At 67.8% G+C, this 13,437-nt stretch carries 14 protein-coding genes; 6 read left to right on the forward strand and 8 right to left on the reverse strand.

Features of this window, described 5'->3' with window-relative positions:
* The 5 genes from K3U96_RS23915 to clpB form a co-directional block, all read right to left on the reverse strand.
* Positions 1 to 642 (reverse strand): TrmH family RNA methyltransferase, encoded by a 642-nt coding sequence (locus K3U96_RS23915; RefSeq protein WP_220691292.1) that lies wholly within the window; start codon positions 640 to 642, stop codon positions 1 to 3.
* Entirely contained in the window at positions 635 to 1,534 is a 900-nt protein-coding gene (locus tag K3U96_RS23920; protein ID WP_069404624.1) for a hypothetical protein, read from the reverse strand. Before K3U96_RS23920 ends, K3U96_RS23915 begins: the two co-directional genes overlap by 8 nt.
* Before the next feature lie 12 nt (positions 1,535 to 1,546).
* The gene (locus tag K3U96_RS23925; protein ID WP_220691293.1) at positions 1,547 to 2,335 is read right to left on the reverse strand and encodes an SDR family NAD(P)-dependent oxidoreductase; all 789 of its coding nucleotides are present in this window, start codon (positions 2,333 to 2,335) and stop codon (positions 1,547 to 1,549) included.
* Between the two features lie 14 nt (positions 2,336 to 2,349).
* Complete coding sequence (ttfA, locus tag K3U96_RS23930) at positions 2,350 to 3,210, reverse strand: trehalose monomycolate transport factor TtfA (protein WP_069404622.1); 861 nt, start codon at positions 3,208 to 3,210, stop codon at positions 2,350 to 2,352.
* A gap of 160 nt (positions 3,211 to 3,370) precedes the next feature.
* Positions 3,371 to 5,950, reverse strand: a complete 2,580-nt coding sequence (gene clpB / locus K3U96_RS23935) for an ATP-dependent chaperone ClpB (RefSeq protein ID WP_069404621.1) — start codon at positions 5,948 to 5,950, stop codon at positions 3,371 to 3,373.
* A gap of 179 nt (positions 5,951 to 6,129) precedes the next feature.
* On the opposite strand from clpB, the gene K3U96_RS23940 reads away from it, so the two are divergent.
* Both K3U96_RS23940 and K3U96_RS23945 read left to right on the forward strand, forming a co-directional pair.
* A complete protein-coding gene (locus K3U96_RS23940; protein ID WP_110917278.1) occupies positions 6,130 to 6,531 on the forward strand; it encodes an Rv0361 family membrane protein in 402 nt (133 codons plus the stop codon).
* A gap of 30 nt (positions 6,532 to 6,561) precedes the next feature.
* On the forward strand, positions 6,562 to 7,224 hold the full coding sequence (locus K3U96_RS23945) for a GAP family protein (RefSeq protein WP_069404620.1): 663 nt from the start codon (positions 6,562 to 6,564) through the stop codon (positions 7,222 to 7,224).
* A 15-nt stretch (positions 7,225 to 7,239) separates the two neighbouring features.
* Here K3U96_RS23945 and K3U96_RS23950 read toward each other — a convergent pair whose 3' ends face one another.
* A complete protein-coding gene (locus K3U96_RS23950; protein WP_205870986.1) occupies positions 7,240 to 7,878 on the reverse strand; it encodes a TetR/AcrR family transcriptional regulator in 639 nt (212 codons plus the stop codon).
* A gap of 99 nt (positions 7,879 to 7,977) precedes the next feature.
* Here K3U96_RS23950 and K3U96_RS23955 point away from each other — a divergent pair, with 99 nt between their 5' ends.
* The 3 genes from K3U96_RS23955 to K3U96_RS23965 all read left to right on the forward strand — a co-directional run bounded on the left by K3U96_RS23955 (position 7,978) and on the right by K3U96_RS23965 (position 11,383).
* Positions 7,978 to 9,003, forward strand: coding sequence for a hypothetical protein (locus tag K3U96_RS23955; RefSeq protein WP_069404619.1), 1,026 nt, complete (start codon positions 7,978 to 7,980; stop codon positions 9,001 to 9,003).
* A 16-nt stretch (positions 9,004 to 9,019) separates the two neighbouring features.
* Complete coding sequence (locus K3U96_RS23960; protein ID WP_220691294.1) at positions 9,020 to 10,186, forward strand: globin domain-containing protein; 1,167 nt, start codon at positions 9,020 to 9,022, stop codon at positions 10,184 to 10,186.
* A 135-nt stretch (positions 10,187 to 10,321) separates the two neighbouring features.
* Complete coding sequence (locus tag K3U96_RS23965) at positions 10,322 to 11,383, forward strand: NAD(P)-dependent alcohol dehydrogenase (protein WP_230982274.1); 1,062 nt, start codon at positions 10,322 to 10,324, stop codon at positions 11,381 to 11,383.
* Here K3U96_RS23965 and K3U96_RS23970 read toward each other — a convergent pair.
* Complete coding sequence (locus K3U96_RS23970) at positions 11,374 to 11,835, reverse strand: nuclear transport factor 2 family protein (RefSeq protein WP_069404617.1); 462 nt, start codon at positions 11,833 to 11,835, stop codon at positions 11,374 to 11,376. The two genes, K3U96_RS23965 and K3U96_RS23970, sit on opposite strands and share 10 nt — an antisense overlap.
* A 21-nt stretch (positions 11,836 to 11,856) precedes the next feature.
* Here K3U96_RS23970 and K3U96_RS23975 point away from each other — a divergent pair, with 21 nt between their 5' ends.
* Positions 11,857 to 12,759, forward strand: a complete 903-nt coding sequence (locus K3U96_RS23975; RefSeq protein ID WP_069404616.1) for an aldose 1-epimerase — start codon at positions 11,857 to 11,859, stop codon at positions 12,757 to 12,759.
* A 3-nt stretch (positions 12,760 to 12,762) separates the two neighbouring features.
* Here the strand turns inward: K3U96_RS23975 and K3U96_RS23980 are convergent, their stop codons facing one another.
* Complete coding sequence (locus K3U96_RS23980) at positions 12,763 to 13,437, reverse strand: methyltransferase family protein (RefSeq protein WP_220691295.1); 675 nt, start codon at positions 13,435 to 13,437, stop codon at positions 12,763 to 12,765.

A 13,437-nucleotide genomic window follows, 5' to 3' on the forward strand; every position in this document is an offset into this window, starting at 1 on the left:
CTACCAGGCCTTGGTAATGTCCCCGTGTTGGGTGATCCAGGTGTGCATGGCGATGCCCGCGGCGACCCCGGCGTTGATGCTGCGGGTGGACCCGAACTGGGCGATCGACACGGTCAGCGCCGCCCCCGCGCTGGCGTCGTCGGTGATACCCGGCCCCTCTTGACCGAAGATCATCAGGCACTCCCGCGGCAGCGTCGTGTCTTCGATGCGTGCGGCGCCTGGCACGTTGTCGACGGCGACGACGGTCAACCCGGCGTCGGCGGCGAACGCCAGCAGTTCGGCGGTGGTGTCGTGGTGCCGCAGCCGCTGGTAGCGGTCGGTCACCATGGCTCCGCGCCGGTTCCAGCGGCGCCTGCCGACGATGTGCACGGTGTCGACGGCGAACGCGTTGGCGGTGCGTACGACGGCGCCGATGTTGGCGTCGTTGCCGAAGTTCTCGATCGAGATGTGCAGCGGGTGGCGCCGCTGGTCGATGTCGGCGATGATCGCCTCACGCGTCCAATAGCGGTACGCGTCAACGACGTTGCGGGTGTCGCCGTCGCGCAGCAGCGCGGGGTCGTAGCGGTCGTCCTCGGGCGGCGGGCCCTGCCACGGGCCGACACCGGGGCTCTGGCCCCATTCGGTCGGGCCCGGCTCATCCATCGACGGTCCACAGCCCGGCGTGGGTGCCGATCACCGATACGGTGCTGTACAGCAGCGCCTGGTTGATCTCGCCCTGCGGGCACAGCGACACCCGCACCTGCACCGCGTCGCGCGACGCGTCGGGCAGCACCAACACCGAGGCGCCGTACACGTCGCAGGCGTGGCTCAACCCCGGCGCCGGCAGCGTCGGGGACACCAGCACCATCGTCGGACCGCCCCTGCGTTGCGAGGCTTCGCGGTATTGCTCTGCCAGCCCGCTGATCTCGAGTCCGAGCAGCATGTAGCCGTTGCCCTGGAAGGCGTTGGGATCGCCAAGCGCGGTCGGGTTGAGCATGGTGCCGTCGGCGCGGAACGCGTCGATGCTCGTCGTCTTGATGGACAGCCCGGTCTCGTTGTCCTTGGTCGCCGGCAACCCGACCGGAAACGCCGCGGGATAGGCCGTCGTCGTACCGGCGATCCGGTCGTGCGGCGAGTACACGTAGACCCCGCGCACCTGCACCAGGTCCCGGTGCGGGCCGAGGCACACCGTGCCCGATATCCGGTCCGGTGATGACGCCGAGACTGGTTGCACTGCAAGGTTGGTCACGTCACGGCAGCCGCCGATCGCGTTGGCCTCGATCGGATGCGCCAGCGCACCGTAGAGGCCGAACCTGATGTCCTCGGGTTTCGCGTGCGGGGCGTCCGGTTGGGCCGGGGCGGCGTCGACGTCGATCAACACGTGGTCGCCGTCGACGCGCAGGTTGGACACCGACATGTTCCAGCCCAGCACGGCAAGCGATTCGCCGACGGCGGTGGTCTGTGCGGCGTAGGGAGATTCGAGCCGGTCGTCATTGGAGCACGCCGAGGCCGCGACGACGACAATCGCTGCCAGCGTCGCGATCAGCGCGCGCACGTACGTCCGGATCTAGGTTCTATTCCGGCCACGCCCAACAACTTTCGTCATGGCCCGCACCAGGCGCCGGGGCACCACCCGGCCGCCGGTGGTGAGCGCCTTGTACTGCAGCCCGGGAACGATCACGACCTTGTTCTTCTTGTCGTCCTTGCCGATGTGGGCCATCGTGTCGCGCACCACGTCGTCGACCTGCAGCCACAGGAACGACGGTGTGCCGCTCATCTCGATGCCGGCGCGCTCGTGGAACTCGGTGCGGATGAACCCCGGGCACAGCGCGTACACACCGACGCCGGTGCCGCCCAGCCCGTTGGCCAACCCCTCGGAGAACGCGATCACCCACGCCTTCGACGCCGAGTATGTCGACCCGCGGCCGGGGAGCAGACCGGCCACGCTGGCGACGTTGATGACGGTTCCTTCGCGCGCGGCCAGCATCGCGGGCAGCGCGGCGTGGGTGAGCTGCATGACCGCGGTGACGTTGACGTCGAGCTGAGACTGCAACAACGCGTAGTCGGCGGTCCAGAACTCGCCGGAGGTACCGAACCCGGCGTTGTTGACCAGCACCCGCACCCCACCGGCGAGCCGGTCGGCCACCTTGGCCCGGTCGGCCGCCTGGGCCAGATCGGCGACGAGCACTTCCACACCCGCGCCGGCCTCGTCGTGCAGTTCGGCGGCGAGGCGCTCGAGGCGCTGGGCGTCCCTGGCCACCAGGACCAGGTCGTAGCCGTCGATGGCGTACCTACGCGCGAAGCCCGCGCCGAGGCCCGACGTCGGCCCAGTGATCAGCGCGACAGGACGTGACATGCCTAAGAGGGTACTTACCGCTGGTAGTGCGGTGACTGCCGTCCGTTGCGCGCCGACGGCGGCCGTCGGATGCCTTCCGGGCGGCCAGGCGGCTGCGGGTAGCGAGCCGCCTCCGGGCGGGCGGGCGGGAGGGATTCCGCGCGACCCTGCGCAGGCTCGGCGCGGCCGGCAGCCATCTCCGCGCGCGGTGGGGCGGGAGCCAATGGACGGCTCGGTGAGCCGCTGCGGCGGGCCAGCGCGGCCTGGCCGGCCTGCGCACCGGGCTGCGGCGTCGGCGGCAGCACCCGCAGCAGGTCGTTGAACTGGCGCACCGTGCGCAGCCCCTCGTCCCACTGCGCGCGGGTGCTGGTGACCGGCATGGACACCAACGTCCAGTGCTCCTCGTTCCACATGATCTCCGCGCAGTCCGGGGCGGTGTGGGCGAACGTCACCATCCGCCGGTCACACGCGCGACGCGCGGCGTCGAGGTTGGTCGAGTAGACCATGCGCGGGCCGATCGCGCCGAGCAGCCAGATGTCGTTCTCGCGGGGCTCTTTGATTCCCTTGAGGCGCAGGTCGACGACGACGTTGGTGCCCACCTTGCGGTGCAGCGCGATCACCGTCGCGACGTCCTCGAGGTCGAAGATGAACACCGCCTCGCCGCGGATCTGGCCGAGCACGACGTTCTTGGCGGTGACATCGCCGACCGTCGACATCACGCCGCGCTTCCAGCGCTTGAGGATGTCCGACGACTCGTGCTCGTAGTCGAACCCGTGCGACTTGGCCCACGACTTGCGTCGTCGACCCAGCCCGCGTCGACGGTCGATGTCGACGTACAGCAGCACCGCCGCACCCACGAAACAGAGTGCGGACAGCGTGAACCAAAGCGGCACCATTACGGTCAGCCTACTTGCAGATGCGGCCAAATCCCGAACTCGGATTGGTCACGGTCCCGCATCCGAAGCGCGAGCAGACACAAAATCGCATTCCTGACGGTGTGTCAGTGCGATTTTGTGTCTGTCGCCAGCTTGCGCGGGGGCCCACGGCGGGAAGAACTCAGCCCAGGACCAGCGAATCGCCGCCCGGACTGACGTTGACCGGCACCACGTCGCCGTCGTGCACCTCACCGGCCAGCAGCAGCTTGGCCAGCTGGTCGCCGATCGCCTGCTGGATCAGCCTGCGCAGCGGCCGTGCGCCGTACTGCGGGTCGAAGCCGCGTTCGGACAGCCACTTCTTGGCAGGCTGCGACACCTCGAGGGTGAGGCGGCGCTGCTCCAGCCGCTTGGCCAGCTGCTCGAGCTGGATGTCCACGATGTGCACCAATTCGTCGGGGTTGAGCGCGTCGAACACGATGACGTCGTCGAGCCGGTTGATGAACTCCGGCTTGAACGCCGAGCGCACCGCGGCCATCACCTGCTCTTCGGTGCCGCCGGCACCCAGGTTCGAGGTCAGGATCAAGATGGTGTTGCGGAAGTCGACCGTGCGGCCCTGACCGTCGGTCAACCGGCCCTCGTCGAGCACCTGCAGCAGCACGTCGAACACGTCGGGGTGGGCCTTTTCGATCTCGTCGAACAGGATCACCGTGTACGGACGCCTGCGCACCGCCTCGGTCAGCTGACCGCCCTGGTCGTAACCGATGTAGCCGGGGGGCGCACCGACCAGCCGAGCCACCGAGTGCTTCTCGCCGTACTCGCTCATGTCGATGCGAACCATCGCGCGTTCGTCGTCGAACAGGAACTCCGCCAACGCCTTCGCCAGCTCGGTCTTACCGACACCGGTCGGGCCGAGGAACATGAACGACCCCGTCGGCCGGTTCGGGTCGGCGACCCCGGCACGGCTACGCCGCACCGCATCAGACACCGCCTGCACCGCACGCTTCTGGCCGACGACCCGCTTGCCCAGCTCGTCTTCCATCCGCAGCAGCTTGGCCGTCTCGCCCTCGAGCATCCGCCCGGCCGGAATGCCCGTCCACGCCGACACCACCTCGGCGATGTCGTCGGGTCCGACCTCCTCCTTGAGCATGACGTCTTCACGCGCCTCGGCGTGCGGCAATGCGGCGTCGAGCTTCTTCTCGACCTCGGGGATGCGCCCGTAGCGCAGCTCGGCGGCCCGCTCGAGGTTGCCGTCGCGTTCGGCACGGTCGGCCTCGCCGCGCAGCGTCTCGAGCTGCTCCTTGAGCTCACGGACCACGTCGATGGCGTTCTTCTCGTTCTGCCAACGGGTGGTCAGCTCGGCCAGCTTCTCCTTGTAGTCGGCCAGCTCGGCGCGCAGCTTCTCCAGCCGTTCCTTCGACGCCTCATCCTCTTCCTTCGACAGCGCCATCTCCTCGATCTCGAGGCGACGCACCAGCCGCTCGACCTCGTCGATCTCCACGGGCCGCGAGTCGATCTCCATCCGCAACCGTGATGCGGCCTCGTCGACCAGGTCGATGGCCTTGTCCGGCAGGAAGCGCGAGGTGATGTAGCGGTCGGACAGCGTGGCCGCCGCCACCAACGCGGAGTCGGTGATGCGCACCCCGTGGTGCACCTCGTAGCGGTCTTTGAGCCCGCGCAGGATGCCGACGGTGTCCTCCACCGACGGCTCGCCGACGAACACCTGCTGGAAGCGGCGCTCCAGCGCGGCGTCCTTCTCGATGTACTTGCGGTACTCGTCGAGCGTGGTGGCTCCGACCATCCGCAGCTCACCGCGGGCCAGCATCGGTTTGATCATGTTGCCCGCGTCCATCGAGGACTCGCCGGTGGCGCCGGCGCCGACGATGGTGTGCAGCTCGTCGATGAACGTGATGATCTGGCCCGCGCTGTTCTTGATGTCGTCGAGCACGGCCTTGAGCCGTTCCTCGAACTCACCGCGATACTTCGAGCCGGCGACCATCGAGCCCAAATCCAGGCTGACGACCGTCTTGTCGCGCAGGCTCTCGGGCACGTCGCCGGCCACGATGCGCTGGGCCAGGCCCTCCACGATCGCGGTCTTACCGACGCCGGGCTCGCCGATCAGCACCGGGTTGTTCTTGGTGCGACGGCTCAGCACCTGCACGACCCGACGGATTTCGTTGTCGCGCCCGATGACCGGGTCCAGCTTGCCTTCCTTGGCGCGGGCGGTCAGGTCGGTGGAGTACTTCTCCAGCGCCTGGTAGGTGCCCTCGGGGTCGGGGCTGGTGACGCGCGCGCTGCCGCGGACCTTGACGAACGCCTCACGCAGCGCCTGCGGAGAGGCGCCGTGGCCGGTCAGCAGCTTGGCGACGTCGGTGTCGCCTGCGGGAGCAGAGCCTGCGGAGCGACCCAGACCGCCGGCCAGGCCGACCACCAGGTGCTCGGTCGAGACGTACTCGTCGTCCATCTCGGTGGCCAGGTGCTGGGCGGCGGTGATGGCCGAGAGCGCCTGCGGCGACAACTGCGGCTGCGTGGCCGCACCGGTCGCGCTGGGCAACCGGTCGAGCAGCCGCTGGGTCTCGGCGCGAATCGTCGCGGGTTCAACGCCGACGGCCTCCAACAGCGGAGCGGCAATGCCATCGTTCTGGGTGAGCAGTGCCATCAGCAGGTGGGCGGGGGTGATCTGCGGATTGCCTGCGGTGGTCGCCGCCTGCAACGCCGAAGTCAACGCCGCCTGGGTCTTGGTCGTCGGGTTGAAAGAGTCCACGACAGTCCTCCGTTCGTTGCGAAAGGGGTAGAAAAAGCCTTGTCGCGATGTTCAACGCAGTCAAGGTTGAGTCTGTTCCGCTCAAGTCTGCCAAATTTTTCTGCGAGCGCGCACCTTCTTCCGCAACACGCCGTTGCGGTGTACCCGTTTCGTACGCTCGGGTCGGCGACCCTTGACCCATGTTGCGTTTGGTCGCGGGGTTGACGGTGCTGGCGGTGCTCGGGTTGGCGTGGCCGTCCGGGACGGCCCGGGCGGCGACCGACCAGGAACAGGTGCGTGCGGTCCTCGACGGGATGAACGACTCGTACAACCGGTTCGACTTCGACGGGTTCGCGCAGCATGTGTGCACCGCGATGCGGCATTCCGCCGGCTTCGAGGCGGACTGGTATTCCAGCAGGCGTGTCGACGGGCCCACGCAAATCACCGTCCGCTCGGTGTCGGTGGCCGGCGACCCGGCCTCTTCGGCCGTTGCCAACGTGCGCTTCGAAGCGGCCAGCCACACCGAGACGCTGGCCGTCGACTTTGTCCGCGAGGGCGCGCAGTGGAGGGCGTGCCGGTATCACCCCGTCGAGACCATATAGTGCGACGGACCCGTAACCGAGAGGTTGGCGATGCTGAAATCGGTGCTCACCGAACTCATCCCGCTGGCGCTAGTGGTGGCGCTGTCCCCGCTGTCGATCATCCCGGCGGTGCTGGTGCTGCACACACCGCACCCACGCCCGACCGGGCTGGCGTTCTTGATCGGCTGGCTGGTCGGCATCGCGGCGCTGACGACGGCGTTCCTCGGAGTCTCCAGCCTGCTGGGCGGTCTCGGCCACAAACCCCCCGGCTGGGCATCGTGGCTGCGCATCGTGGTCGGCGCCGCGCTCATCGTGTTCGGCCTCTACCGCTGGTTCACCCGCAACAAGTCTGCGCACATGCCGCGCTGGATGCAGAGCCTCGGCAGGCTCACCCCGCTGCGCGCCGCAGGGGCCGCCGCGGCGCTGACGGTGGCGAACCCGAAGGTGCTATTCATCTGTGCCGCAGCGGGTTTGGCGATCGGTACGGCAGGTCTCGACTCGTCGAACCTGTGGATCGCCGTAGTCTGGTTCGTCGCCGTCGCCGGATCGACGGTGGCGTTGCCGATCCTGGCCTATGCGGTGTCCGGTGACCGCCTCGACGGTGCGCTGACCCGGCTGAAGGCCTGGATGGAAGAACAGCACGCCGTGCTGATGGCGGTGATCCTCGTCGTGATCGGGCTTATGGTGCTGTACAAGGGTATTCACGGCCTTTAGGTCACGACCGCGCGGTCAGCGTTTCGGCAGCCCGAGCTCGTCGGCGTCGGCCGTCAGGTACCGGGTCACCGCGGGCGCCAGCAGGCGGACCAGGTCGTCGTCGGGCAGCGTGGCCAACGGTTCGATCTTCATGACGAAGCGCAGGATCGCGGTGCCGACGAGTTGGCTCGCCGCCAGCAGCGCACGCAACCGGGCCTGCTCCCCGCCCCCGAGTTCGCCGGAGACCGCGGCCAGCACATAGTTCTGCATGAACCCGCGGAACGCCTCGTGGGCATCGGGGTTCGACGTGGCCGACTGCAGCATCGACACCATCGTCGGGCCGGACTCGGGTGACTGCCAGATGCGCAGATACGCACGCACCATGCGGGCGCCGATGTCGGGGTCGTCGGCGGGCCCGCCCGCGACGGCCGCCGCGAGCGCCTCCGGTTCGACGATGACGTTCAGCGACTCCCGAAACAGGTCGGCCTTCGAGCCGAACAGGTAGAGCACCATCGCCGGATCGACACGGCAGTCACGGGCGATCGCCCGCAACGTCGTCTTGTCGTAGCCCTGGGTGGCGAACCGCTTCTTGGCGGCGGCCAGCACCGCATCACGCGACACCGGATCACCCTGGCGGCGGCCCCGACGTTTGGGCGTCGTGGCTGGTGACGGCATATCTCAACAGTAACATTTCAATGGGTGTTGAAATCGATCCTGCACGGAGTTACGCTCCGTGCAGGCATTAATTCAACATCAGATGAAAAGGTTGGGACCATGACCGAAACACGGCTGGACACCTCGCCCGCGCCACCAACTCACCAACCGCCCGCGGCCATCCGCGCGGCCGGCATCGTGGTGGCCCTCACGGTTGTGCTCGCGATCGTCGCGCTCGCCTTCGCCCTGCCCGCAGTGCACACGGCGCCCCGCGACGTGCCGATCGGCGCGGCCGGCCCGCAGGCGGCCGGCGGACAGGGGACTCCACAAGGTAGGGGAGTCGAGGCGATGCTGAACCAACACGCTCCCGGCGCGTTCGCCATCACGTACTACCCCGGCGAGGCTGCACTGCGTGATGCGGTGCTCCACCGGGATATCTACGGCGGCTTGGTATTCGGTGACGACGGTCCGACTCTGATGATCGCCACCGGCGGCAGCCCGATCGTCGCGCAGGCGCTCACCCAGATCGCCGACGGCATCGCCAGGCAAACCGGTACTCGGGTGCAGATCGAGGACCTCGCGCCGCCGACCGTCGACGATCCGCGCGGAGCGGGCCTGGCCGCCTCGGCGTTACCGATCACTCTGGCCGCGCTGCTTCCCGCGGTCGCGCTGGTGTTGGTGCTCAGGCGCGAGATCTGGACCCGCGTGACGGCCATGGTCGTCTTCTCCGGGGTGTCGGCCGTGACGATCGCGGCGCTGCTGCGCTTCGTGCTCGGCTCGATCGACCAGAACTTCTGGGCCGTCACCGCGGGCCTGACGCTGGGGGTGCTGGCCGCCGGCCTGACGATCATGGGGCTGGGTTCGGTGTTCGGGCGGGCCGGGTTGATCGTCGGCGCGCTGCTCGCCCTGCTGGTCGGCAACCCGCTGTCCGGGCTGAACAGCGCACCGGAGATGTTGCCCGGCGGGTGGGGCCAACTCGGTCAGTGGCTGCCTCAGGGTGCCAACGCCAGCCTGCTGCGGTCGACGGCGTTCTTCGACGGCGCAGGCGGTGCGATGCCGATCATCGTGCTGGCCTGTTGGGTAGTGGTCGGCGCGGCGTTGATGGTCATCGCTGGCCTACGGGAACGAGGCAACCGGCCGACCTGACTTACACTCGGGCGGCGTGGGACTCGACGACCGGAACGCGCTGCGCGTGCTGCGCGACGCGGTCGATCCCGCGCTCGGCTCCGAGGACCTGATCCGCAGGTTCTACACCCATTGGTTCGCCACCGACCCGTCGGTGCGGGACCTGTTTCCGCCCGACATGGCCCAACAACGCGGTGTGTTCGCGCAAGCGATGACGTGGCTGTTCGGCGAACTCGTCGCCCAACGCGCCGACGAGCCGGTGGCGTTCCTGGCCCAGCTGGGCCGCGATCACCGCAAATACGGTGTCACCCAACGTCATTACGACAGCATGCAGAGCGCTCTGCTGAGCACGCTGCGCGCGCATCTCGTCGACAGCTGGGACGACAAGATCGCCGAGGCCACCCACGACGCGGTCGCGCTGTTCGTCGGTGTCATGCGCGGCGCGGCCGACGCCGAGAAGGGGCCACCGTACTGTGACGGCACGGTCGTCGAGCACATCCGCGCCACCCGCGACGTCTCGGTGGTGCGGCTGCAACTGGACCGGCCGCTGCCCTACCACCCCGGCCAGTACGTCACCGTGCAGGTGCCGCAGTGGCCGAGACGGTGGCGATACCTGAGCCCGTCGATTCCCGCCGACCCCGACGGCGCCATCGAGTTCCACATCCGCTCGGTGACCGGCGGCATGGTCTCGCCGACGATCGTCGGCGAGACCAGGCCCGGCGACCGCTGGCGGCTGTCGAACCCCCACGGCGGCCTGCACGTCGACCGCGACGGCGGTGACGTGCTGATGGTGGCGGGCAGTACCGGCCTGGCCCCGCTGCGGACGCTGATCATGGACCTCACCCGGTGGGGGGTCAACCCTCGGGTGCACCTGTTCTTCGGCGGCCGCTACCCCAGCGACCTCTACGACCTGAAGACGCTGTGGCAGATCGCCTCGCAGAACCCGTGGCTGTCGGTGACGCCCGTGTCGGAGTACAACGTCGATCCACCGTGGGCGGGCGACTATCCCGACGTGACCCCGCCCCGGGGCCTGCATGTGCGTCAGACGGGCAGGCTGCCCGAGGTGGTGACCAGGTACGGCAACTGGGGCGACCGGCAGATCCTGGTCTGCGGCGGACCGGAGATGGTCGAAGCCACCAAGGCCGCGCTGCTCGCGAAAGGCACGCCGGCCGATCGAATTCAGCACGATCCCTTGTCGAACTGACGGCGGGTCCTCTCACCTCCTCAACCGCCTCGGCACACGCGCACTCACGGCGAAAACCGGGCAAAATTTCGCCGTGGATGCACGTCGGCGAGCACGCTCATACACTGTTCAGATCATTACGGCTGAGGAGAAGCCATGCCGACCATGCGCGCTGCACGGATGTACGGATACCGGCAACCGCTGAAGCTCGAAGAGATCCCCATACCCGACATCGCGCCCGATCAAGTACTCGTCAAGGTGGGCGGTGCAGGCATGTGCCGCACAGACTTTCAGCTCATCGACGGTTACTTCGGCACGGATATGGCGCTCCCGGCGACACCCGGCCACGAGATCGCCGGGACCATTGACCGGCTCGGCGCCGACGTTCCAGCCGCCGAGGGTCTTTCCGAGGGTGACCATGTGGTGGTTTTCGGTCCACAGGGCGACGGGTCCTGTCGCCAATGCCATCGCGGCAACGAGCACATCTGCAACAACGGACATTGGATCGGCTTCGGGCCGCACGGCGGCTACCAGGAATACGTGCCCGTCGCCTACCAACAGCTGATCAAGGTCAGCGGCCAGCTGTCGGCACTGTCACTGGCGCCGTTGACCGACGCCGGCCTGACGCCCTACCGCGGCCTGAAGAAGCTGCGCGCCGTCGGGGTCCTCGGGCCGGGCACCACGCTGGCGGTGATGGGCGTCGGCGGACTCGGTGCCTACGCCGTGCAGTACGCGAAGCTGCTCGGCGCGGGCGCCACGGTGGTCGCACTGGCCCGCAACGACGAAAAGCTCGCGTTGGCAACGGAGAACGGGGCCGACCACGCCATCAACATCGGCGACAAAACCGACGACGAGGTGCGCGAAACGCTCGCGCAGGCCACCGGCAGGCCCGAGTTCGACGCCGTGATCGAATGCGCCGGAGCGCAGAACACCATCCGGCTGGCGTTCGCACTGCTGGCCACCGAAGGCGCGGTGGCGACGGTGGGGCTGGTCGGCAATCGTGTCGACATGCCGCTGTTCCCTCTGGTCAGCCGTGAATACACGTTGTTCGGCTCGTTCTGGGGAAACTACAACGACCTCACCGAGGTGATCGCACTCGCCGAGGCGGGCAAGATCAAGGACTCGGTGACCGAGGTCCGTTTCGAGGACGTCAACGACCACATCGAGGCGCTGGGCCGCGGTGACTTCGTCGGTCGCGCCGTGATCGTCTACGACTGACTTTCGGCGGACACCCGGTGCCAGAAGTCGTTGAAGGCGATGCTGTCGAAAAACGCTGCGCCTCTGACAATTCGACCATCAGTGAGCGTCAAAAACCACGAATAGGTGTTGCGATACGGTATCCCGTCGCGAGCGGTGCCCTCGGCGTCGAAGAAGACGATGACGGTATCCGCGTCGGCGTAGATGTCACGGACGGTCGGGCGCAACGGGGTGGCCATCCGCGCATTGAACGGCCTGATGACATTGCTCAGGAAATCTTCCTTGCTGGTGTATACGCGCGATGCCGCCGAGTTGCCGACGATCTCCCACACCGCATCATCGGCCAGTGCCTCGTAGGGACTGCCGCTGCCGTTGCTCCACGCGTCGAAACCGGCGCGGACAACCTCGAGGTTGCGCGCTTCGGTTTGATCGTGCGTCCGCGGATTTTCGATCACCGCTTGATCTAACCGCATCCGGTGGCAGGATCTGCTGGCATGGCCGAATTTGAGAGCGTCATGCTGAAGGATCCGGCATCGTCGATGACCGCCACGTTCGTACCCGTTGCCGGCATGGTCGGCACCTCGCTCGCCGACGCCGGCGACGAGTTCCTCGGCCAGCGCCGCGGGCTGAACGCCTACGTGACGACCGGTAAGACGATGGGCATTCCGATCCTGTATCCGTGGGCGAATCGATTGAGCGCCAGCAAGTACGGGATCAACGGGGCCGTCGTAACCCTGACCCCCGGCACCGGCGGGGTCCGCACCGACGAGCACGGTGTGCCGATCCACGGCGTGCTGGCGGCCTACCCGGGGTGGCTGGTCACCGCCCGGTCCGAGAACTCGCTGACCGCCGTGCTCGACTACGGCGGCAAACCCCGACTGCTGGCGTCGTTCCCGTTTCCGCATCTGCTGACGCAAAGCGTCGCGCTCGAAGACCGCAAACTCACCGTCGAGACCACGGTGATGCCGACGACGTCGGCGTCGGTGCCGCTGTGCTTCGGCTACCACCCCTACCTCACGATCCCCGGCGTTCCGCGCGAACAGTGGCGGCTCACCACCCCGTCGATGCGTCGCCTGCCGGTGGACCACTGGGGCATTCCCACCGGGGAACATCAGGAGTGGAACGGGGCCACCGAACCGCTCAAGCACGTCGAGTACGACGACGGCTTCGACAACGTGCCCGACGGGGCGGTGTTCTCGGTGTCCGGCGGCGACCGTCGCATCGACGTCAAGTTCGAGGCGGGCTATCCCGCGGCGCAGATCTTCGCCCCTCGCAGCGACGACATCGTCGCCATCGAACCGATGGCCGCACCGACCGATTCGCTGCGGCGCGGCACCTACCGTTACGCGGTGCCCGGTAGACCCGAGACCGCGCGGTTCTCGATCAGCGTGCGGTGAACGTCACCACATCCCCGGCACGAGGCGGTAGCGCACCTTCTGGGTGTACTCGAGGTATCCGTCCAACTCTGCTCTGAGCAGGTTCTCCTCGTCGCGGATGCGTGTGGCGAGCACGAGTACGCCCGGAAGGACCAGGATCAGTCCCCAGTAGGAACCGAGCGCAAGGGGGACGCCGACCATCATGATGACGTTGCCGGTGTACATGGGGTGGCGCACCAGCCCGTACAGGCCGGTTGACGCGAGCGGCTGTCCTGCCTCCACCCGGACGGTTGATCCGGCGTAGTTGTTCTGGATGACCACCAGCATCGGTGCCATCAACCCGGCTGCCACCAACACATTTCCGGCTAAGGAGATCGGCGCGGGCACATGGGTCCAACCAAAGCGGTGGTCGAGGGCGCTGACCACCAACATGGTCAGCAGCGACAGCCACAATCCGGCCATGACGGCCTTTTGCACCATCCGGGTCTCCGCCCCCGGCCCTCCGCGCATCCGCCGTTGCAGCGCAGCGGGATGGGCGCGAAGTAGATAGACGTTCGACGTCCATACCGAGACGAGGAACACCCCCACCAGGAGCCACGCCTGCCAGTAGTCGACCGTGCCGGCGACGACGAACACAATCACACCCAACACCACAGGTTGGGCGAGGCCGGAAACCAACAGTCTGAGAACGGCCGTCAC

The sequence above is a fragment of the Mycolicibacterium holsaticum DSM 44478 = JCM 12374 genome (genome assembly GCF_019645835.1).
Classification (GTDB): domain Bacteria; phylum Actinomycetota; class Actinomycetes; order Mycobacteriales; family Mycobacteriaceae; genus Mycobacterium; species Mycobacterium holsaticum.

Bases quoted from the DNA above. Each gene is read 5' to 3' on its own strand.
- K3U96_RS23950 (WP_205870986.1), bottom strand. From the start codon at position 7,878: ATGCCGTCACCAGCCACGACGCCCAAACGTCGGGGCCGCCGCCAGGGT.
- K3U96_RS23915 (WP_220691292.1), bottom strand. From the start codon at position 642: ATGGATGAGCCGGGCCCGACCGAATGGGGCCAGAGCCCCGGTGTCGGC.
- K3U96_RS23975 (WP_069404616.1), top strand. From the start codon at position 11,857: ATGGCCGAATTTGAGAGCGTCATGCTGAAGGATCCGGCATCGTCGATG.
- K3U96_RS23945 (WP_069404620.1), top strand. From the start codon at position 6,562: ATGCTGAAATCGGTGCTCACCGAACTCATCCCGCTGGCGCTAGTGGTG.
- K3U96_RS23955 (WP_069404619.1), top strand. From the start codon at position 7,978: ATGACCGAAACACGGCTGGACACCTCGCCCGCGCCACCAACTCACCAA.
- K3U96_RS23965 (WP_230982274.1), top strand. From the start codon at position 10,322: ATGCCGACCATGCGCGCTGCACGGATGTACGGATACCGGCAACCGCTG.
- K3U96_RS23940 (WP_110917278.1), top strand. From the start codon at position 6,130: ATGTTGCGTTTGGTCGCGGGGTTGACGGTGCTGGCGGTGCTCGGGTTG.
- ttfA (WP_069404622.1), bottom strand. From the start codon at position 3,210: ATGGTGCCGCTTTGGTTCACGCTGTCCGCACTCTGTTTCGTGGGTGCG.
- K3U96_RS23925 (WP_220691293.1), bottom strand. From the start codon at position 2,335: ATGTCACGTCCTGTCGCGCTGATCACTGGGCCGACGTCGGGCCTCGGC.
- K3U96_RS23970 (WP_069404617.1), bottom strand. From the start codon at position 11,835: ATGCGGTTAGATCAAGCGGTGATCGAAAATCCGCGGACGCACGATCAA.